The following is a 20727-nucleotide window of genomic DNA, read 5'->3' on the forward strand; positions in this document are numbered from 1 at the left end:
GGATCAGTCGGTGCCGCGGTAGGGTTCGACATATTGCAGGGCCATATCCCACGGGAAGAAGATCCACGTGTCCTGGCTGACTTCGGTGATGAACGTATCCACCATCGGACGGCCTTTGGGCTTGGCATAAACGGTGGCGAAATGCGCCTTGGGATACATCGCGCGCACCAGTTCCAGCGTTTTGCCGCTGTCGACCAGATCGTCGATGATTAAAATACCCTCACCATCGCCCATCAGTTCGGCGTCGGGGGCTTTCAGCACCTCGGCTTCGCCCTGCGCCTGATGGTGATAGGAGCGCACGCTGATCGTGTCGACGGTACGGATGTCCAGTTCACGGCTGACGATCATCGCAGGGGCCATGCCGCCGCGCGTAATCGCGACGACGGCGCGCCACGCACCCTCATCCGGGCCCTGACCGTCCAGCCGCCACGCCAAAGCGCGGGAATCACGGTGAATCTGGTCCCAGCTGATGTGAAAACCTTTTTCGTGGGGCAGGCGGTCTTTGGCGCTCATGACTTAACCCTTTTCAACATCTGGGGCGTCGACGGCCTTCATGCCGACGATATGATAACCCGAATCCACATGCAGGTTTTCACCGGTTACGCCGCTGCTGAGATCGGACAGCAGATAAAGTGCCGACTTGCCCACATCGTCAATGGTCACGTTGCGGCGCAAGGGCGAATTGTACTCGTTCCACTTCATGATATAGCGGAAGTCGCCAATGCCGCTGGCGGCCAGCGTTTTGATTGGACCGGCCGAGATTGAATTGACGCGGATACCGTCCTTGCCCAGATCCTCGGCCAGATATTTGACCGACGCTTCCAGCGCAGCTTTGGCGACGCCCATCACGTTATAGTGCGGCATAACTTGTTCCGCACCATAGTAGGTAAGGGTAACTGCACTACCGCCTTCAGACATCATCTTCTCGGCGCGCTGCATTACGGCGGTAAAGGAATAGACTGACACGTCCATTGTCAGTTTGAAATTCGCACGGCTGGTGTCGACATAGCGACCGCGCAGCTCGTTCTTGTCGGAAAAGCCGATGGCGTGAACGATAAAGTCCAGCTTGCCCCATTTCTCTTCCAGCGAAGTGAATAAGGCATCAATTGATTCTTCGTCGCTGACGTCGCAGGGCAGGACGATTTCGCTGCCTAATTGGGCCGCCAGCGGGTCGACCCGTTTTTTCAGGGCATCGCCTTGATAAGAAAAGGCCAACTCGGCCCCGGCTTCGGATAGCGCGCGGGCGATTCCCCATGCGATTGATTTATCATTGGCCAGTCCCATGATGAGGCCGCGCTTTCCGGCCATCAACTGATTTGACATGTTCGGTTCTCCGCCTTCTTCGCGTCATGTTGGGTTGGTTTATGCCATTGGATGCGCTGCTTCAAGGCCGTGGACTCTTGCCCGTGGCAGGTTCTCGCCCTAGGGTGGTCGACAAAAGTTTCCGGGGGATGGAAATGACCGAGCGAGACGGCATATTCGCCGGCGAAGATCCGTTTGAAATTGCGGCACGGTGGCTGGATGAAGCCAAAGACAGCGAGCCAAACGATCCCAATGCTATCGCGTTGGCAACAGTGGATTCGGGGGGCATGCCGAATGTTCGTATGGTGCTGTTGAAGGAAATCGAATCTGACGCCTTTGTCTTTTACACCAATTACGAAAGCGCCAAGGCGGTTGAGCTTGATTCAGCGGGTAAGGCAGCATTTGTGATTCATTGGAAATCATTGCGGCGCCAAATCCGTGTTCGTGGTATAATTACACGGGAAAGCGGACCACAGGCGGATGAATATTACGCGTCCCGCTCGCTGAAAAGCCGTTTGGGGGCTTGGGCATCGAAGCAATCCAAGCCTCTGAGCAGTCGCTCAGCTCTTATGGCTGAGGTTGCTAAGGTAACTGCGAAGCTGGGCCCGAATCCTCCGAGGCCACCTTTCTGGGGGGGATACAGGCTGGTGCCGACCGAGATCGAGTTTTGGGCCGATGGTGCATTCAGATTGCACGACAGGTTCAAGTGGTGCCGGGATCACGTAGGCTCGGCGTGGGAAGTGCAGAGGTTGAATCCATGACGTTCGCGTATCGTGAAATGCAACACATAGAAACCAAAGGGTTTTTTCAACTTGAATTTGCGCGCCAATCCCATACACATCGGACCCTTAACGAACAGTTAACTTTCGCGATGGGAAAACCGTGCCAGAAGACCTGAACAATATGTACCGCGTCCGTGGACACGTGAAATGGTTCGACCCTGCCAAGGGGTACGGATTCGTTGTGTCTGACGAAGGCGGTCCGGATATTCTGTTGCATGTGAACGTGTTGCGTAATTTTGGTCAAAGCTCGGTCGCGGATGGCGCTGGGATCGAGATCATGACGCACCGCACTGATCGTGGTGTTCAGGCGGTTGAGATTATTAGCGTTGATCCTCCAGTGCGCGCCGACTCAATGATGCTGGCGGACTTTGCCGAGTTGGACCCGGTCGTTATTGCGGAAGCGCCTTTAGAGGCCGCCCGGGTGAAGTGGTTCGACAAGGGCAAGGGCTTTGGCTTTGCCAATGTCTTTGGGCGGGGCGAGGACGTATTCTTGCATATTGAAGTCTTGCGCCGATCAGGGCTTGCCGATCTTCAACCGGGTGAAGCGCTCGCTATGCGCGTCATTGACGGCAAACGTGGGCGTATGGCGGCCCAGGTGTTGGCCTGGGAAGCGGCCCTGGACGACTGATCTAACATGCTGAGATTTCTCACGGTTCTTGCTGGATTGACGATGCTATGGACCAGTGAGGTTGTAGCCGCATGCCAGAATGACCGCGTTAATCTGCGTAACGACAAGACTCAGATCAATTTCAACGTTGAATTGGCGATCACCCCGCAAGAAAGAGCGCGCGGATTGATGTTCCGCGAGTCGATGCCGAAACGCTCGGGCATGTTGTTTGTGTTCGACCCGCCGCAACGAGTTGCGTTCTGGATGAAAAACACACTGATTCCTTTGGACATCATTTTTGTCGACCGCACAGGTACGGTTGTCCACGTGCACGAAAATGCGATTCCCGGCGACGAAACCGTGATCGATGGCGGGAATTCGATCTATGCGGTGCTTGAAATCAATGCCGGGCTGGCTTCGCGTTACCTGATTTCGCCCGGAACGCAGATGCAGCACGAAATTTTTTCACAAGGTCCCGCAATTTGGCCCTGTTAGGGCTTTTCAAATCAGATCGGCATCGTTAGGAACGGCGCACGGTCCGGGGCGTGGCGCAGTCTGGTAGCGCACCTGTTTTGGGTACAGGGGGTCGTAGGTTCGAATCCTGCCGCCCCGACCACTTCTTCTCATTATGTTGGTGAACCGCCCATGCTTTGGAACAAGGCGCCGAGCGCCTCATCCAAATCTTTACTTTCCACCGGAACCTGAACCGAACTTCCTTTTTTTTGCGGAACGTTGAAAAACAACTCCGCATCTACCCGGTAGCCCGATGTATTCTTGGTTGAAGTCATCCGTAGTACGCTTTTAGGCAAATCCTGCGGGTATCCGTCGTAATTTAGAATCAGGTAGGCGGTGGTTTCAGGCGGCAGAAATTCAGCACATTCGAAAACCCGGTTTCCGGTTTTGTTGAACTCCTCACCGGGCCCGTCACACTCCGTTTCGAATGTGTCGAACAGCCGTGAAGGGTAGCTGTCGAACTGTGCGCTGCGCGAAGCCGGGGGCGCATCTTGTGGCGTGCAGGCCACGATCAAACACAGAACGGGAAGTAAGCGAAACGTTGTCAGCACGCCTTTGTCCTTTTCGTTGTCGATTTTCTCATGGCGCCCCCAGTCTAGTCAGCCAAGTGAGAGGATTCCGATTCTTGTACAGCCTATTCATCTTACCGCTGGATTACCAAGTGCTGGTAACTCTGCCGAGAATAACAGTTAATTCCGCTGAGTGGTGGAGGAACCGCGCGCGCTGCGGGGTGGATGAATCTGTGGAGGAATCGGAAAGCAGTGCCCGGGGTGCCCTTACAAGAATTCGGTCAACATAAAAGTTTTCAAAAATGACTGAAAAATGGCGTTGACGTCCTATGGGTGAATACGCCAAATTGTATGAGCCGAAAGGGATGCCACTAAATCTGGTAGGAAAATCAGAAAGAGGCATAGGGCGAGGGTCGGAAAGCACATTAATTTAACGTGCAGCCGTAAATAAGACGGTTTTGCGCTGTCCATGGCAGCGACCGGTCTTTTGCGCCCAAATTTTCTGGCACGGCGGACGGGTCGTTGAAAATACCTGATGCCAACGGACAAGTTGTTTGAATCTAGGACTGCGGACATGAAGATTGACAGAAAATTCACCAAATCAGGGCAAGACGCATACGCAGATCTGGACTTTGTTTCAGCGACGTCTGAGATTCGGAATCCAGATGGCACCATCGTATTCCGTCTGGATGAAATAGAAGTCCCCGCGAAATGGAGCCAAGTGGCCAGCGACGTTATCGCACAGAAGTACTTCCGTAAGGCAGGCGTTCCCTCGGCCCTAAAAAAGGTAAAGGAAAAGGACGTTCCTGAATTCCTGTGGCGCTCGGTCCCAGCTGACGGCGCTGACTTTGGTGGAGAAACCTCTTCCAAGCAGGTGTTCGATCGTCTGGCAGGTGCCTGGGCGTATTGGGGCTGGAAGGGCGGCTATTTCTCGACCGAGGATGATGCGCGCGCTTACTTTGACGAGATGCGTTACATGCTGGCGACCCAGCGTGCTGCGCCGAACAGCCCGCAGTGGTTCAACACCGGTCTGCACTGGGCCTACGGGATCGATGGCCCGGCGCAGGGGCACCATTACGTTGATTACCAAACTGGCAAGCTGACCAAATCGAAATCGGCTTATGAACATCCACAGCCGCATGCTTGCTTCATCCAGTCCGTCGATGATGATCTGGTGAACGAAGGCGGCATCATGGATCTGTGGGTGCGCGAGGCGCGCCTGTTCAAATACGGCTCGGGCACCGGGACCAACTTCAGCCATCTGCGTGCAGAAGGCGAAGCGCTGTCAGGTGGCGGCAAGTCCTCCGGGCTGATGGGCTTTCTCAAGATCGGCGACCGCGCCGCTGGCGCGATCAAATCAGGCGGGACAACCCGTCGAGCAGCAAAGATGGTAATCGTCGATGCTGATCACCCCGACATCGAGCAATTCATCGAATGGAAGGTGATCGAAGAGCAGAAGGTGGCCTCGATCGTTGCCGGATCGAAGATGCACGAGAAGATGCTGAACGGCATTTTCGAGGCCATCCGCAGCTGGGACGGTGCGCAAGACGATGCGTATGACCCCAACAAGAATGACAGCCTGAAGAAAGCGGTTCGTGAAGCCAAAAAGGTTGCGATCCCAGAGACTTACATCAAACGCGTCCTGGATTATGCGCGGCAGGGGCACGATAGCATCGAATTCCCTACCTACGATACGGACTGGGATTCGGAAGCCTATAGCTCTGTTTCGGGCCAGAATTCGAACAACTCGATCCGTGTGACCAATGCCTTCCTGACCGCCGTTGAGAAAGACGCTGATTGGGAGCTGATCAATCGGACCGATGGCAAGGTCGCCAAGACCGTCAAGGCGCGCGATCTGTGGGAGAAAGTCGGCCACGCCGCATGGGCCTGTGCCGATCCAGGCATTCAGTTCCACGACACCGTAAACGAGTGGCACACATGCCCCGAAGACGGTGAAATCCGCGGCTCGAACCCTTGTTCGGAATACATGTTCCTTGATGACACGGCCTGTAACCTGGCGTCGATGAACCTGCTGACCTTCCTGAAGGATGGTGAGTTCCAGGCGGCGGACTATATGCACGCCTCGCGTCTGTGGACCCTGACACTGGAAATTTCAGTGACCATGGCGCAGTTCCCGTCGAAGGAAATAGCGCAGCTGTCTTATGACTTCCGCACACTGGGTCTGGGTTACGCCAACATCGGCGGTCTGCTGATGAACATGGGCTACAGCTATGACTCGGACGAGGGTCGGGCGATCTGTGGCGCGCTGACTGCGATCATGACTGGTGTGGCCTATGCAACCTCGGCCGAGATTGCCGGTGAACTGGGGCCGTTCAAGGGGTACGAACGGAACGCGGATCACATGTTGCGCGTTATCCGCAACCACCGCCGTGCGTCGCAGGGCGTGACCGAGGGTTATGAGAAACTGGCGGTCAAGCCGGTCCCCTTGGATCACGGCAACTGCCCGGACAAGCGTCTGGTCGATCTGGCCATGTCGGCTTGGGACGAGGCGCTGAGCCTTGGTGAGAAGAACGGCTACCGCAACGCACAGGCAACCGTGATCGCGCCGACCGGCACCATTGGTCTGGTGATGGATTGCGATACGACGGGAATTGAGCCGGACTTTGCACTGGTCAAGTTCAAGAAGCTGGCCGGTGGCGGTTACTTCAAGATCATCAACCGCTCAGTACCGTCGGCGCTGGAGAAGCTGGGTTATTCTTCGGCTCAGATCGAAGAAATCGTGAGTTACGCGGTCGGTCACGGAACCATCGGTAACGCGCCGGGGATCAACCACACTTCGCTGACCGGTCATGGTTTCGGCCCAAACGAACTGGCCAAGGTGGACGCAGCGCTGGAAAGCGCGTTCGACATCCGGTTCGTGTTCAACCAGTGGACGCTGGGCGAGGATTTCTGCACTGGCGTTCTGGGCATCCCGGCCACCAAGCTGAACGACCCGACCTTCGACCTTTTGCGCCATCTGGGCTTTACCAAGGCGGATATAGACGCAGCGAACGACCACGTTTGTGGAACCATGACCTTGGAAGGTGCACCGCACCTGAAAGAGGAACACTATTCAATCTTCGACTGCGCCAACCCGTGCGGCAAGAAAGGCAAGCGTTTCCTTGGGGTTGATAGCCACATCACCATGATGGCGGCAGCGCAGAGCTTCATTTCGGGCGCGATCTCGAAGACGATCAACATGCCGAACGACGCGACCATTGAGGATTGCCAGAAGGCCTATGAACTCAGTTGGTCGCTGGGTGTGAAGGCCAATGCGCTCTATCGTGATGGCTCGAAACTGTCGCAACCTCTGGCGGCGGCGCTGGTTGAGGATGATGACGAAGCAGCAGAAGTGCTGGAAAGCGGATCGACTCATGAGAAAGCCGTCGTTCTGGCCGAGAAGGTGATCGAGAAGGTTGTGGTCAAGGAAATGATCCGCAGCCATCGCGAGAAACTGCCTCATCGCCGCAAGGGTTATACCCAAAAGGCGATCGTGGGCGGCCACAAGGTCTATCTACGCACGGGTGAGTTCGAAGACGGCAAGTTGGGCGAGATCTTCATCGACATGCACAAGGAAGGCGCTGGCTTCCGGGCGATGATGAACAACTTCGCCATCGCAGTCTCGGTCGGCCTGCAATACGGTGTGCCGCTGGAGGAATTCGTCGACGCCTTCACGTTCACCAAATTTGAACCGGCGGGGATGGTGCAGGGCAACGACTCGATCAAGAACGCGACGTCGATCCTGGATTACATCTTCCGCGAACTGGCCGTGTCGTATCTGGACCGCACCGATCTGGCCCATGTGAAGCCCGAGGGTGCGACCTTCGACGATCTGGGCCGGGGTGAAGAGGACGGTCTGTCCAACGTATCGGAAATCAGTGACAGCGCAGCGACCAAGTCTCTGGAAGTACTGAAACAAATCAGTTCGACCGGGTATCTACGCAAGCGTCTTCCGCAAGATTTGATGGTTTTCAACGGAGGGCAGGCCGAAGTGAACGGCATGGCCGAAGCCGCGCCCACATTTGAGGCCCCGGCAGCGGAAACCGCCGTGGCAACCGGCATGGACGCACGGACCAAAGCCAAGATGCAGGGGTACGAGGGCGATCCCTGCGGAGAATGCGGAAACTATACGCTGGTGCGCAACGGCACCTGCATGAAATGCAACACCTGCGGCGCGACCAGCGGGTGTAGCTAAGGCAAACGCCCCGCCAGGCGGGGTGTAGGGACCTGGATTTCCCCCCCGGACTTCCGGTCCCGACGAATACGGAGCAAGGCACTGAGACTTACCAAGTTTGCCTTGCTCCACTCGGTCGACATGCCCGTGTTGGCCGGGAACAGGGTGGGGCGGAATACGTGCTCCCTCCCACTCTTTCACGGGACGGGTGCGCTCGTCCCATGCGCAGTCCAGGCCGCAGGCAAAAAAATACCGGGCGGTCAACGAAATGAGCCTGGAAGGCGAAACTGACAGGGGGCTTCGGCCCCCTTTCTTTTTTCAAAGACCTTTTTCGAAATTGAGCAGAGCCTTGCCGGATTGTTGGTCCGAAATCGGGGAAGATTCGCCGAAGCCGTTTGGGGGAGTTTTGCCCAGCGACTCGCCGCAGACGCGACTCTGGCAAACACGCGGAGATTGGCGCGAAAGGGGCTTGGACAATCAATACGGGTGACAGCGTCGGCGTTTGCGGTGTTTTTGATGCTTGTCCGGACGCAAACACGCAAAAAACTCAATCAGGAGGCATCACAATGAAACCGCAAACTATGGCCGCTTTGACCGCCGTTGTTCTTGGACTGCCCGCGCTGGCCGTTGCACAAGCAGCAGCGGACGCCAACGGGGATGGTGTTCTGACCATCGAAGAAGTTCAGGCCGTCGTGCCTGGTGTCGATGCAGACACGTTTTCAGCAATGGACGCAAATGGCGACGGTTCGCTGGATGAGGCCGAAATCGCCGTAGCGCAGGAAGCTGGTATATTGCCCGCGACCGACGGCTAATCGCGCAAGAAAGCGGCCAGAGGTGTTCTGGCCGCTTTTATAATACTTTACGATCCGAGGTGGATGTTGAATTTGCCTCGGATTTCGGCATCCAACAAAGGATCGAACCGGGCCGGAGATGGGGTTGAGAGAATTTCCTCTTTCCGTTTGATCGCCTTCTCGATCAAATCTGGTTTGCCCAACTCAGCCCATTCCTTGGGTGATGTCCGATCTCCGAAATTGGGATAAACGTAGTCCGCTTGCATCCGGCTGAGGGTCGCGTCGGTGCCCAGATAGTGGCCCGGTCCGCCCATGCAGACCTCGGCGATTTGATCCAAGGCCAGCGTTTCATCCGTGACTTCGATCCCGCGTACGCAGCGCTGCGCCTGACCAATCAGGTCGTCGCTTAGGATAAGGCTTTCATGGCAAAAACCCAGCAGAGACGCGTGCATCCCCGCAGCTTCGTACACCATGTTCAACCCTGCTAGGCCTGCCATGACGTTCGAGCACATCTGTTCCCACCCGGCCTGCATGTCTGGCAGCTTAGAATCCGTCGCTCCGGCCGCGGCACCGCCCGGCAGGTCGTAGAAGCGGTGCATCTGTGCGCAGCCAGCGGTCAACAGGGCTTGTTCACCCGAACCGATAGACATGGCACCTGTGCGCAGGTCCAAACCAAATGGCCAGGTGCCAAAAATCGCTGGGGCACCGGGACTTACGGCATTTACGTAAACCAAACCGGCGAGGCATTCTGCGGTGGCCTGGGTAATGGCCCCGGCGATGGTCGACGGCGCAGTTGCCCCGGCCATCCCAGCAGAGAGCAACAGGATGGGCATTCCGGCTTTAATACATTCCTCCATCACTTCGCAGCTTTCGGTCGCGAATTTCATCGGAGGCACGACGAAACAGTTCGTGTTCGATACGAAAGGCCGCTCGCGAAACGTGTCTTCGCCACCGGCAATCATGTGGATCATTTCCATCGCGGGCGCCACGTGGTGCGGTTCCGTAAAAGATGTGCCGATATGTTTGAAGGTGCCCGAGCAACTGGCGTAAATCGTGTTCAGGTCCATCTCAAGGTTGTCGGCGATGTCGCGGCAAACCATGGGGCGCTGAACAAAGTGAATGTTTTCAAGCTGCTCGCAGATGCGCGCCGCATCGTGCAGATCTTGAACGGTCGAATCGCGATATTCGTTGCCGTGAACATCGACCATGCTGACCGCAGCGCCCGCAGTGCCGTAGTGAACCTTGGCGCCGGACAGGTCCAGATCGGTTTTCCCGTCACGGCTGAACAGGGTTACCGACCGGTTGGCCTTGGCGATTGTATCCTCAACCAAGGCACGGGGGAAACGGATACGGCCGTCGTCACCCAAGGTGCAGCCTGCGGCGACCAGATAGTCGATCCCGCTTTGCGGGGCGTCGGCCAGCCCGATGGTTTCCAGCGCGGTCAGCGCGGCCTGGTGGATTTGCTCGACCTGAGTGGGGGTCAGTACATTGAGAACGCCACCCTCCATTCCGGGTCGGACAGGGCGCAGATGCTCGGGCAGGGCGGTGGCGCGGGCAGCACGACGCGCGGCGCGTCCGCCACTGCGGGAGGAGTTTCGGGAATGATCGTTCATGGTTTTTGTTCCGGTCGTGTATTCAGGGCAAGGTGGCTGTATTACAGTTCCATTGGCCGCCCACGAGCCGCACGACCTCGTTCCGCACCAATGGTGCGAACGACTAGTCGAATTTTCCAAACGTCGTTTTGCATTCAGGTCCTCACCTTGTGAAGCGCAGTATTCCGATGTGCATTGTCATATTCTGTTCTATTTGCGACCTAGGGGTCAAAAAGCGAAGTAAACACGCGAATGTCACACTGTTTATTTGTCTGCACAATTTTTTTCGAAGCAGGCAAAAATCTGTTATAGTGCCTTTAGTTATTTAAGAACGGCTCGTGATCTAAATTGAAATTTAAGGATGGTGAGCCAAGTTTCTAAGGTAAGACAACTCTAAAGACCGAAATGGTGTCGAAAGGTTTTTAGGAGAGATTTATGAAAGCCCTTAAGGCCCTCAGTCTCACAATGGTTATGTCGCTCGCGACCCCGTTAATGGCTGATGATTGGACGGGGTCTTATGCTGGCTTCAGCTTCGGGTACGCCGATGCGGATGGGCCAAGGGGCTCGGGCGGCGATGACCTAAGTTTTGGCCTTCACGCTGGATATGATCGAGACTTCGGAAGTTTTATTTTAGGTGGCGAATTTGAATATAATCGCTTGTCATTGGACCTTGGTCAGGGCGAGGGAAGCTTAGATAGCATAGCCAGCTTGAAACTGCGTGGCGGATACGATTTCGGCGCGGCATTGGGGTATGTGGTGGTTGGGGCAGCCAGGGCAGACTCCTCAGTTGATAACGACACCGCCGCCGTTTACGGGATTGGCTTGGCATACCCAATAAATGACCGTTTGATCGTAAGCGGTGAAGCCTTGCGGCAGGAATTCGATGACGTCACCCGCTCGAACGGTACATTGGATACAAGCGTATTTAACCTGCGCACTTCATTCCGATTCTAAGCTCTGGAGTTCAGAGGCGTGGCGGTCCGCCACCTCGGCAGCAAATGTGCAAATAGTTGTCAGCGCATCTGCGAAACGGTCATCCTCGATTGTCATTGCGACGCGGACATGGCCCGCAGCCGAAGCACCAAAACTTTCACCGGGCATTACGGCTATTGCATGCGTGTCCAGCAAAGCATTGGCAAACGCTTCGCCGCTGAGGCCCGTGGCGCGAATATCCAACATCAGGTACATCGCACCCTGTGCGGGAACAAGAACGACCGTGTTCTGACTGCCAAGAATGCCCACGGCAAGCGAACGGCGCCTGCGGAACGGTTCGGCGATTTTTTCCTCCAACGCGTCTCCGGCATTCAGGGCGAAACTCGCCGCATTCTGAATGAACCCTGGAACACCATAAGTGGTGTGTGTGGCGAGATTGATCAGATGAGAGATCACCTCCTCTGGGGCGACGACCCACCCACAGCGAGAACCGGTCATGGCATGGGACTTGGACATTGATCCCACGACTAAGGTGCGCTCGGCCATGTCCGGCAAGGTACGTGGTGAGATATGTTCACCTTCCCAAACCTGAGTATCGTACACTTCGTCCGAAATCAGCCAAAGGTCTCGTTTCTTGCAGACATCTGCGATTCCTTCCAGGGTTGGGCGCGAATAGACCACTCCGGTTGGATTGTTCGGGCTGTTAATAAGCAAAGAAACAGCGCCCTCGGCGGCGGCGTCGATCTGTTCGGCAATCGGTTGGAAAGCGTTGTCTGCTGAGGTTTTGATAGCGCGGGCGGTAGCGCCTGCGCCACGGATCGTGCCGGGATAGGTGGCGTAGTACGGATCAAGGTAAAGGCCCACGTCGCCGGGATCGCAAACCGCAACATGGACTGCGAACAAGGCGGATTGGCCGCCGGGCGTGATCAGCACATTGTTGCGCGACGTTGGTATCCCGGTGCGCGCCTGTAGTCGCGCGGCGACCGTGTCGCGCAGCAGATCGGTGCCAGGAACCATGGCATATCCGGTGTGACCCTGCTGCGCCGAAAGATTCATCGCCTCCAAGATAGACGGATCAGTGCGGATGTCATGTTCGCCAATCGTCAACTCGGTCACGGCGTACCCTTCGCTGATCATCCTGCGGGCACGATAGAATACATCCCACCCATCGCTTCCACCGCCGGTCAGGTGAGTGATACGCTCCGACAACTTCATGGCCCGCCTCCGTTAAGTCTTGTGCGCAGAATGGGCCAGAGGTGTTCGGGAATGTCAATCATCGGCGCTGAGGCAAATCACTCAGCACTTGGCTCAGAGCAAGCCACGTGTTAGGGGAATGACATGAACCCGATGAACTGCATCATTATTTGCTGCATTACCTGCTGATTTATCAAGCGGGCCGGTTTCTTTCGTTTTCATCCCTGAGACAAGTTGCTAAGCCCGCGCCAACGCGAGAAGCCACGCTGTGTTTAGGAGCCGACCGATGACGACGATCAAACTGCACAACACCCGGACGCGGACGAAAGAGAATTTCGTGCCGATCAGTGCCGACAATGTGCGGATGTATGTCTGCGGACCGACGGTTTATGACCGGGCCCATCTGGGGAACGCGCGTCCGGTGGTGGTGTTCGACGTGCTTTATCGGTTGCTGCGGCATACATATGGCGCGGATCATGTGACCTATGTTCGAAACTTCACGGACGTGGACGACAAGATCAACGCGACCGCTTTGGCGCGTCAAAAGGCCGGTGCTGAGGGGACGTTGGAGCAGTTGGTGCAGGAACGTTCGGACGAAACGATCGGCTGGTATCTGCACGACATGGGTGCGCTGGGGGCCTTGGAACCCAATGAGATGCCACGTGCCACGCAGTACATTGATCAGATGATCGCGATGATCGAAGGGCTGATCGAGAAGGGGCATGCCTATGCGGCCGAAGGGCATGTTTTGTTCGCGGTCGAAAGTTGGAAAGAGGGGTATGGCAAGCTCTCAGGTCGCTCGGTCGATGATATGATCGCGGGCGCGCGGGTCGAGGTTGCGCCCTACAAGAAAAACCCCATGGATTTTGTTCTTTGGAAGCCGTCGACCGATGAACTGCCGGGCTGGGAGTCGCCTTGGGGTCGTGGGCGCCCCGGGTGGCATATCGAATGCTCGGCCATGAGCTATGAACTGCTGGGCGACAGTTTTGACATTCACGGCGGCGGCAATGATCTGATGTTCCCGCACCATGAGAATGAGATCGCACAGAGTTGCTGCGCACACCCAGAGGGGGAGTTCGCGCGGGTCTGGCTGCACAACGAGATGCTGCAGGTGGAAGGTAAAAAAATGTCCAAGTCGCTGGGCAATTTCTTTACCGTGCATGATCTGCTGGAACAGGGTGTTCCAGGGGAAGTGATCCGCTTTGTCTTTTTACAAACCCACTATCGCAAGCCGATGGACTGGACTGAGAAGAAGGCGCGAGAGGCCGAGACAACACTGCGCAAATGGCGGGCGTTGACAGCGGGCATCGAGCCCGCCGCCAACGCGGCGCCCTCGGTGATTACAGCGCTGAGTGATGACCTGAATACAGCGGGCGCTTTGGCGGAACTCTACCGTCTGGCTGCGGACGGAGATGCTGCGAGTCTGTTGGCGAGCGCGCAATTGCTGGGATTGCTTGCGCCTGAGATGGGCGCTTGGGCGGATACCGCTGCCATAGACTTAACGGTGCATGCGGACCGATTGGCCGAGGCGCGGGCCACGGCGATGGAAAGCAAGGACTTCTCGGAAGTGGATCGTCTGAAGGCAGCGTATCTGGCTGCCGGTCTGGAAGTTCGCATGAGTAAGGACGGCGTTGAACTGGTTCCGGGCGCTGGCTTCGATGCGGCCAAGCTGGAGGAGGTGTGATGTCGAAGGAACGCTTATACCTCTACGACACGACCTTGCGGGACGGGCAGCAAACGCAGGGAGTTCAGTTTTCGACCGCCGAGAAAGTGCAGATCGCGCAGGCGCTGGATGAGTTGGGCGTGGATTACATCGAGGGTGGCTGGCCCGGGGCGAACCCGACGGACAGCGCTTTTTTTGAGGTTGCGCCCAAGGTTGCGGCGCGGTTGACAGCGTTTGGTATGACCAAACGCTCGGGCCGGTCGGCCGAGAATGACGACGTTCTGGCTGCGGTGATGAATGCCGGGACGCAGGCCGTCTGTCTGGTCGGTAAGTCGCATGACTACCACGTAACTCATGCACTCGGGACAACGCTGGAAGAGAATGTCGAGAACGTCCGCGCGTCGGTTGCTCATATCGTGGCGCAGGGGCGTGAGGCCTTGTTTGATGCCGAGCATTTCTTTGATGGCTATAAGGACAACCCTGCTTACGCGGTTGAGGTCTGTCGGGCCGCACTGGACGCTGGCGCGCGCTGGGTCGTGCTGTGCGACACAAATGGTGGCGCGCTGCCCGCTGATATCTCGAAGATCGTCTCTGAAGTGATCGCCGCTGGTTTGCCTGGTGACCATCTGGGCATTCACACTCATAACGATACCGAGAACGCGGTAGCCTGTTCTCTGGCGGCAGTCGATGCGGGGGCGCGGCAGATTCAGGGAACGCTGAATGGTTTGGGTGAACGCTGTGGGAACGCGAACCTGACAGCTCTGATCCCGACGCTGCTGTTGAAGGAACCTTATGCTTCGTGCTTCGATATTGGTGTCACGAAGCAGGCTCTGGCCGGTCTGACCCGCGTCAGCCGGATGTTGGACGATATTCTGAACCGGGTGCCCAGCAAGCAATCGGCCTATGTCGGGGCGTCGGCCTTTGCCCACAAGGCAGGGCTGCACGCCAGCGCGATCCTCAAGGACCCATCAACCTATGAGCATGTCGATCCGGCTGCGGTTGGGAACGCACGGGTCATCCCGATGTCGAACCAGGCGGGGCAGTCGAACCTGCGCAAACGCCTGACCGAGGCCGGTTTGGTCGTGGAAAAAGGCGACCCTGCGCTGGGGCGCATACTGGACCGGATCAAGCAGCGCGAGGCCGAGGGGTATTCCTATGACACCGCGCAGGCTAGTTTTGAGCTGCTGGCGCGGGATGAACTGGGACAACTGCCCGAGTTCTTCGAGGTCAAGCGCTACAAGGTGACCGTTGAGCGGCGCAAGAACAAATACAACAAGATGGTCAGTCTGTCCGAGGCCGTGGTTGTTGTGAAGGTCGACGGGGAAAAGAAGCTGTCGGTCAGTGAATCCATGGACGAAAACGGCAGCGATCGGGGGCCGGTGAACGCGCTGTCCAAGGCGCTGGCCAAGGATTTGGGTCAGTATTCTCAGGTTCTCGCCGATATGAAGCTGGTCGACTTTAAGGTCCGTATCACTCAGGGCGGCACCGAGGCCGTTACACGCGTCATAATTGACAGCGAAGACGGGCGGGGGCGCCGGTGGTCGACCGTGGGCGTCAGTGCGAACATAGTCGATGCCTCGTTCGAAGCATTGCTGGACGCAATCCAGTGGAAATTGGTTCGTGATTGCGGGTCGCAAGCTGCGGTGGCCGAGTGACTGTAGAATTCGACGACGATGTCAAAGCTTGCGCGGCGCTTGTTCATCGCGCCGACCCGGATCGGTTCATGGCCGTTATGGCAGCACCCGTTGCGGTCAGACCTTTGTTGTTTCCGCTCTATGCGCTGAATATCGAGGTCGCGCGCGCCCCTTGGGTCACGCAAGAGACGATGATCGCTGAAATGCGTCTGCAATGGTGGCGCGATGCGCTGCAGGAAATCGCCGAGGGTCAGGCCGTGCGTCGGCATGAGGTCGTGACACCTCTGACACAGGTTCTGTCGCCTGATCTGGCTACCATGCTAGATGAATATGTGGCCGTAAGGCGTTGGGATATTTACCGTGATCCGTTTGAGGACGAGGCGCATTTCGATGCTTATATAGACCACAGCGCTGGATCTCTGATGGTTGCCGCAGCTCAGATTTTGGGATCTGCTGACGATGCGGTGCTGCGAGATTTCGGCTATGCCGTCGGAGTTGCGAACTGGTTTCGGGCCATTCCCGATCTTGAGGCGCGGGGGCGGATTCCGTTGTTGGACGGATCGCCCGAGGGCGTTCGCTCCCTTGCGCAGAAGGCGTTAGGCAGGCTGCAAAACGCACGCTCGTGCTCGTCGTCCGTGTCGGTCGAGGCACGGCCTGCGCTTTATTCTGGATGGCAGGCTGAATGGGTTTTACGGCAGGTCATAGAAAGACCTGAACGCGTTGCTGTTGGTGATCTAGTGCAGGGGGAGTTGCGGCGTCGTTTATCTCTGATGTGGACTGTTGCCAGAGGCCGTTGGTAGCTGTCAAACCGTTTCCGGCTCGGACGGTTTGAGAACCAGCCACAACAATGCACCACCCGCCAGTGTCAGCAACGGGATCATGGCGAGGTTCACTGCGGTCCAGCCTTCCACCGGAGAGCCGCCAGAGCAATTCATCAAGCCGCCCGAGGCAAGCGAGGCGACGGTGACGCCTCCGAATACCAGAAGATCGTTTAATCCTTGCATCCGACCACGCTCGCTCACGTCATGCGAAGCGGCCAGCATGGTTGTGGCGCCTATAAAGCCAAAGTTCCAGCCAATACCAAGCAGGATCAGGGCGACGAAGAAATTCCCGAGTTCGACACCTCGTAGGGCGACCACGCCAGCTCCGGCAAGGATAACCAAACCCAAAGCCACGATCCTTTCCACACCAAATCGCGCGATGAGTTGGCCGGTGAAGAAGCTGGGTATATACATCGCCAGAACGTGGCTGGTGACGACATCGGCGGCGTCATTGGCGGTAAACCCGCAACCCACCACCGCCAACGGAGTCGACGTCATCACAAGGTTCATCAGCGCGTATGAAACCATTGCGCAGATGATCGCCACGGCGATGCGCGGCGTTCTGAGCATCTCAAGTCTGGTCCGGCCTTTGGGTGTGTTTTCCTTGGGTTTCGCAGGAGTGGGGATGTCCAGAAAGAAGAACAGCGCCGAGCCGAAGATATTCAACGCTATCACGGCCAAGTAAGTGCCGAGGAACGGAATGACATAGGCCGTGGACGTCAGTTTTACGATCTGCGGGCCGATGATGGCTGCAGCCAAACCGCCTGCCATGACATAGGAAATTGCCTTGGGGCGGAACTCGTCCGAAGCGGTGTCAGCGGCGGCAAAACGGTAAAACCCGTGCGCGCTCATGTAGATGCCGGTCAGCAGACTTCCGACCAGGAAGACCGGGAACGAGCCCAGAAACAAACCATATGCTCCGACGACCCCTCCGCAGGCCCCGGCGGTTGCGCCGATCAGAAATCCCGCGCGACGCCCCCAGCGCTGCATGATTGCCGAGACAGGTGTCGCCGCCAGCATCGACCCCAGAACGATCAGCGAAATGGGCAGGGTCGCCAAGCAGGGATTCGACGCCAAAGACTGACCCGCCAGCCCGCCGACGATGAAAATCATCGGCATCTGCGCGCCAAGCACCGCCTGCGCCGCTACCAGTACGGCGACGTTGCGTTTGGCCTGACTGTTGTCGGGCGGGGTGGCAGCGGCAAGTGTCATGTGGCCATGCGTAGCTTTGAATTGCCTGTCGTACAAGCGGGTTGCATCTGCGACAAAGCAACCTAACGTGAGCGCATCGCCAACGAGCCGGAGCGCCTATGTCCGTCGGACGCATCATTGAGACTTCTGACTGTGTTGCGGAAGGCGCTGTTTGGCTGGCCAAGACCTGCCCGCGAATGGCGTATGCGATGGAGCAAACTGGACCTCTGCCCTTGCGACGTCGCCCGGACGGATTTGCCCAGCTTCTCAGCGCCATTGTCAGCCAGCAGGTCAGTGTGGCATCGGCCAATGCGATCTGGAAACGGTTGCAGGATGCAAAACTGACCGGCCCGCGCAAGATTATGTGGGCCACAGATGATGATTTGCGGGCGGCTGGGCTAAGCCGTCAAAAGATACGTTACGCCCGCGCACTTGCTGAGGCGCGTATTGATTACAAAGCTTTACGCGACACGCCTAATGCAGGTGTTATCGCCACTCTGACCGAAGTGCCGGGTATTGGTGTCTGGACTGCCGAGATTTACGCCATGTTCTCACTTGGTCGCGCCGATGTGATCGCGCCGGGTGATTTGGCCCTGCAAGAGGCCGCGCGTGTCCTCTATGACTTGCCCAAACGGCCAACGGATAAGGAACTGCGACAGATGGCCGAGGCTTGGTCGCCCTGGCGGTCGGTTGCAGCGCGTGTTTTGTGGGCCTATTACCGGGTGGCCAAAGAACGAGAAGGGATCAGATGACACGGGTTTTGAATGCGCTCCGAAAAGAGCCGGTTTCGGGCGACACACGCTCGGTCGTGGTTTTTGTGCACGGCTACGGGGCCAATGGGGCCGATTTGCTCGGGTTGGCTGATCCTTTGGGCGAGCATTTGCCGGATACGCTGTTCGTTGCCCCCGACGCGCCAGAACAAATCCCCGGCATGCCCAATGGTTTCCAGTGGTTTCCAATCCCTTGGATCGACGGCTCGTCCGAAGAAGAGGCCCGGCGCGGTATGGAAATGGCGGTCGAGGATTTCAACGCCTTCCTCGATGCGCTGATGGTGGACGAAGATGTCCTGCCGGAACAGGTGGTTCTTTTCGGTTTTTCACAAGGCACCATGATGAGCTTGCACGTCGCTCCACGTCGCGAAGACCCCGTGGCCGGAATAGTTGCCTTTTCGGGCAGGTTGTTGGAGCCTGATCTGCTGCCCGACGAAACCGTCAGCCGCATGCCGGTCTTGCTGGTGCATGGTGATGCGGATGACGTGGTGCCGCCGCAATCGTTGCCCGGAGCTGCCGAAGCCCTGCAAGAGGCGGGATTCAAAGAGGTCTATGCCCACGTGATGAAGGGCACGGGTCACGGAATCGCACCTGACGGCCTAAGTGTTGCGTTGGCCTTCATGCGCGACAAACTGAACCTTTAGGATGATCGCGGTCCGCCCCATGATGCCCGAAGATGTGGCTACGGCGTGCCGCATTCTGAACGAGATTATTGAGATCGGGGGATCGACCGCGTTTGAAACCCCGTTCTCAGACGCCTTGTTCAAGCAGAGTTTTCTTGATGGGGCAGACAAGATTTGTTGCCACGTCGCCTTGGATGATCAGGGCGAGGTGGCAGGCTTTCAATGGCTGGGCACGCATGAGGATTTGCCTGCTGACTGTGCCGACATCGCCACCTTTACCCGGCGCGCACCTATTTTGAAGGGCGCCGGCCGCGCCTTGTTCGCGGAATCAGAAAAAAGCGCTGCAGCAATGGGGTTTGCCGCGATCAATGCAACCATCCGGGCCGATAATCGGATGGGGTTAAGTTACTACGACAAGATGGGTTTTCAGGACTATTCGGTTGCCTATGGCGTGCCGCTGCGGAATGGTACTCCGGTCGACAGAATCTCCAAACGGTATGATCTGAAGGCTGGTGCGACGTTCTGATGTGTCAGCCCCAAAGATGCCCTTCGGCAAACTCGACAGAATTTCCAGCAGGGTCGCGCACATAAAGCGAGCGCGCGCCGCCGGGCCAGTCGAATTCGGCATCTACGGGAATGTTCCAGTCCAGCAAATGCTTGCGCATCACGTCGATCTCGTCGCGGGTCAGAGTCAGGCACACATGACCGGGACCGCGCGCGCCATGCGGCGGGACTGGCAGATCCGGGTTGCCGGGTGGTTTTTCAGTCTCAGAGGCGTTGAACAACAGCAGCACTGACCCTCCGACCCGAAAGAAAACGTGCCGTTCGGCTACGCGCTGGATTTTCTCTAGGGCCAGTATTTCTCCGTAAAACCGTTCGGCTGCGTTCAGATCATCAACGTAAAGCGCAGCTTCGAGAATGCCGATGGGCACCGGTATGTCAGGTGTGACTTTCATTCGGTAAGTATATCACAACACGCGGTTTTTGTCACCGACGTGGGCGACGATCCCGTTTGCGCTGCGGCGCGGCACTTACGGCTGGCGCGGGTAAGCTGTCCCATTGGCCCGGCTCAAGCCCGTCTAACGACCAATTCCCAATCCGCGCCCGGATCAGACGCAGTGTCGGGTGACCAACTGCCGCCGTCATCCGTCGGACCTGTCGGTTTCGACCTTCGCGCAGGGTCAGTTCTATCCAGCAATCCGGTACAGTCTGGCGCACCCGGATCGGAGGGTTGCGGGGCCACAAGCTGTCAGGTTCATCCATAAGACGCGCCTTGGCGGGGCGGGTCAGCCCATCCTTCAGTTCAACCCCATCGCGCAGCGCTTTCAGAACGGCAGTATCCGGCAGCCCTTCGACCTGAACCCAGTAAGTTTTAGCCATCTTGTGCTTTGGGTCGGAAATTTGGGCCTGCAAGCGCCCGTTATCTGTCAGCAGCATCAGCCCTTCGCTGTCCCTATCCAACCGCCCGGCCGGGTAGACACCGGGCAGGTCAATGTAGTCAGACAGGGTACTGCGCGGCGACTCTGCGTTGGCGTGGTCTGTAAACTGCGGCAGCACGTCAAAGGGTTTGTTGAATCGGATGAACCAGCTCATGTTTCCCGCCATAGCCCGCGGGCCACATCGGCGCA

The 20727-nt window shown here is 57.3% G+C and carries 20 protein-coding genes and 1 tRNA gene; 13 read left to right on the forward strand and 8 right to left on the reverse strand.

Annotation, left to right across the window (positions count from 1 at the left end; all coding sequences use genetic code 11):
• Positions 1–3: 3 nt before the first annotated feature.
• Both gpt and fabI read right to left on the reverse strand, forming a co-directional pair.
• Complete coding sequence (gene gpt / locus ACR0LN_RS05045; protein ID WP_480428162.1) at positions 4–513, reverse strand: xanthine phosphoribosyltransferase; 510 nt, start codon at positions 511–513, stop codon at positions 4–6.
• A 3-nt stretch (positions 514–516) separates the two neighbouring features.
• The gene (fabI, locus tag ACR0LN_RS05050) at positions 517–1323 is read right to left on the reverse strand and encodes an enoyl-ACP reductase FabI (protein ID WP_480428163.1); all 807 of its coding nucleotides are present in this window, start codon (positions 1321–1323) and stop codon (positions 517–519) included.
• 134 nt (positions 1324–1457) lie between these two features.
• On the opposite strand from fabI, the gene pdxH reads away from it, so the two are divergent.
• The 4 genes from pdxH to ACR0LN_RS05070 all read left to right on the forward strand — a co-directional run bounded on the left by pdxH (position 1458) and on the right by ACR0LN_RS05070 (position 3307).
• Positions 1458–2063: a pyridoxamine 5'-phosphate oxidase gene (pdxH, locus tag ACR0LN_RS05055; RefSeq protein ID WP_480428164.1), complete on the forward strand. Its 606-nt coding sequence runs from the start codon at positions 1458–1460 to the stop codon at positions 2061–2063.
• Between the two features lie 142 nt (positions 2064–2205).
• A complete protein-coding gene (locus tag ACR0LN_RS05060; RefSeq protein ID WP_480428366.1) occupies positions 2206–2712 on the forward strand; it encodes a cold-shock protein in 507 nt (168 codons plus the stop codon).
• 6 nt (positions 2713–2718) lie between these two features.
• Positions 2719–3186 (forward strand): DUF192 domain-containing protein, encoded by a 468-nt coding sequence (locus ACR0LN_RS05065; RefSeq protein WP_480428166.1) that lies wholly within the window; start codon positions 2719–2721, stop codon positions 3184–3186.
• 44 nt (positions 3187–3230) lie between these two features.
• Positions 3231–3307: transfer RNA gene (locus tag ACR0LN_RS05070), tRNA-Pro, on the forward strand.
• Between the two features lie 10 nt (positions 3308–3317).
• On the opposite strand, the gene ACR0LN_RS05075 is transcribed toward ACR0LN_RS05070, so the two are convergent.
• A complete protein-coding gene (locus ACR0LN_RS05075; protein WP_480428167.1) occupies positions 3318–3713 on the reverse strand; it encodes a hypothetical protein in 396 nt (131 codons plus the stop codon).
• Positions 3714–4287: 574 nt separating this feature from the next.
• Here ACR0LN_RS05075 and ACR0LN_RS05080 point away from each other — a divergent pair.
• Positions 4288–7908, forward strand: a complete 3621-nt coding sequence (locus tag ACR0LN_RS05080) for a vitamin B12-dependent ribonucleotide reductase (protein WP_480428168.1) — start codon at positions 4288–4290, stop codon at positions 7906–7908.
• 545 nt (positions 7909–8453) lie between these two features.
• Positions 8454–8699, forward strand: a complete 246-nt coding sequence (locus ACR0LN_RS05085; protein WP_480428169.1) for an EF-hand domain-containing protein — start codon at positions 8454–8456, stop codon at positions 8697–8699.
• A gap of 47 nt (positions 8700–8746) precedes the next feature.
• On the opposite strand, the gene ACR0LN_RS05090 is transcribed toward ACR0LN_RS05085, so the two are convergent.
• Positions 8747–10291 carry a trimethylamine methyltransferase family protein gene (locus tag ACR0LN_RS05090; RefSeq protein ID WP_480428170.1) on the reverse strand — a complete coding sequence of 515 codons (1545 nt, stop codon included), beginning with the start codon at positions 10289–10291 and terminating at the stop codon, positions 8747–8749.
• A 414-nt stretch (positions 10292–10705) separates the two neighbouring features.
• On the opposite strand from ACR0LN_RS05090, the gene ACR0LN_RS05095 reads away from it, so the two are divergent.
• Positions 10706–11224: an outer membrane protein gene (locus ACR0LN_RS05095; protein ID WP_480428171.1), complete on the forward strand. Its 519-nt coding sequence runs from the start codon at positions 10706–10708 to the stop codon at positions 11222–11224.
• Here ACR0LN_RS05095 and ACR0LN_RS05100 read toward each other — a convergent pair.
• On the reverse strand, positions 11210–12418 hold the full coding sequence (locus ACR0LN_RS05100; protein WP_480428172.1) for a pyridoxal phosphate-dependent aminotransferase: 1209 nt from the start codon (positions 12416–12418) through the stop codon (positions 11210–11212). The genes ACR0LN_RS05095 and ACR0LN_RS05100 overlap by 15 nt on opposite strands.
• Positions 12419–12683: 265 nt before the next feature.
• Here ACR0LN_RS05100 and cysS point away from each other — a divergent pair, with 265 nt between their 5' ends.
• Genes cysS through ACR0LN_RS05115 form a run of 3 tightly spaced genes read left to right on the forward strand, consistent with a single transcriptional unit; the run spans position 12684 to position 16494 of the window.
• Positions 12684–14081 (forward strand): cysteine--tRNA ligase, encoded by a 1398-nt coding sequence (gene cysS / locus ACR0LN_RS05105; protein WP_480428174.1) that lies wholly within the window; start codon positions 12684–12686, stop codon positions 14079–14081.
• The gene (gene cimA, locus ACR0LN_RS05110; RefSeq protein WP_480428175.1) at positions 14081–15715 is read left to right on the forward strand and encodes a citramalate synthase; all 1635 of its coding nucleotides are present in this window, start codon (positions 14081–14083) and stop codon (positions 15713–15715) included. The genes cysS and cimA overlap by 1 nt, the downstream gene beginning before the upstream one ends.
• On the forward strand, positions 15712–16494 hold the full coding sequence (locus ACR0LN_RS05115; RefSeq protein ID WP_480428176.1) for a squalene/phytoene synthase family protein: 783 nt from the start codon (positions 15712–15714) through the stop codon (positions 16492–16494). The genes cimA and ACR0LN_RS05115 overlap by 4 nt, the downstream gene beginning before the upstream one ends.
• 3 nt (positions 16495–16497) lie before the next feature.
• Here ACR0LN_RS05115 and ACR0LN_RS05120 read toward each other — a convergent pair whose 3' ends face one another.
• Positions 16498–17727 carry an MFS transporter gene (locus tag ACR0LN_RS05120; protein WP_480428178.1) on the reverse strand — a complete coding sequence of 410 codons (1230 nt, stop codon included), beginning with the start codon at positions 17725–17727 and terminating at the stop codon, positions 16498–16500.
• A 98-nt stretch (positions 17728–17825) separates the two neighbouring features.
• Between ACR0LN_RS05120 and ACR0LN_RS05125 the strand changes: the two genes are divergently transcribed.
• From ACR0LN_RS05125 to ACR0LN_RS05135, 3 genes are read left to right on the forward strand one after another with little or no spacing between them, the layout of a single operon-like run.
• The gene (locus ACR0LN_RS05125; protein ID WP_480428179.1) at positions 17826–18458 is read left to right on the forward strand and encodes a DNA-3-methyladenine glycosylase family protein; all 633 of its coding nucleotides are present in this window, start codon (positions 17826–17828) and stop codon (positions 18456–18458) included.
• Positions 18455–19120 (forward strand): alpha/beta hydrolase, encoded by a 666-nt coding sequence (locus ACR0LN_RS05130; protein WP_480428180.1) that lies wholly within the window; start codon positions 18455–18457, stop codon positions 19118–19120. Before ACR0LN_RS05125 ends, ACR0LN_RS05130 begins: the two co-directional genes overlap by 4 nt.
• Before the next feature lies 1 nt (position 19121).
• Positions 19122–19625: an N-acetyltransferase family protein gene (locus tag ACR0LN_RS05135; RefSeq protein WP_480428182.1), complete on the forward strand. Its 504-nt coding sequence runs from the start codon at positions 19122–19124 to the stop codon at positions 19623–19625.
• Positions 19626–19629: 4 nt separating this feature from the next.
• On the opposite strand, the gene ACR0LN_RS05140 is transcribed toward ACR0LN_RS05135, so the two are convergent.
• On the reverse strand, positions 19630–20055 hold the full coding sequence (locus ACR0LN_RS05140) for a VOC family protein (protein WP_480428183.1): 426 nt from the start codon (positions 20053–20055) through the stop codon (positions 19630–19632).
• A gap of 31 nt (positions 20056–20086) precedes the next feature.
• Complete coding sequence (locus tag ACR0LN_RS05145; RefSeq protein WP_480428184.1) at positions 20087–20692, reverse strand: rRNA large subunit pseudouridine synthase E; 606 nt, start codon at positions 20690–20692, stop codon at positions 20087–20089.
• Positions 20693–20727 lie beyond the last annotated feature (35 nt).

The sequence above is a fragment of the Ruegeria sp. AA6 genome (genome assembly GCF_056542865.1).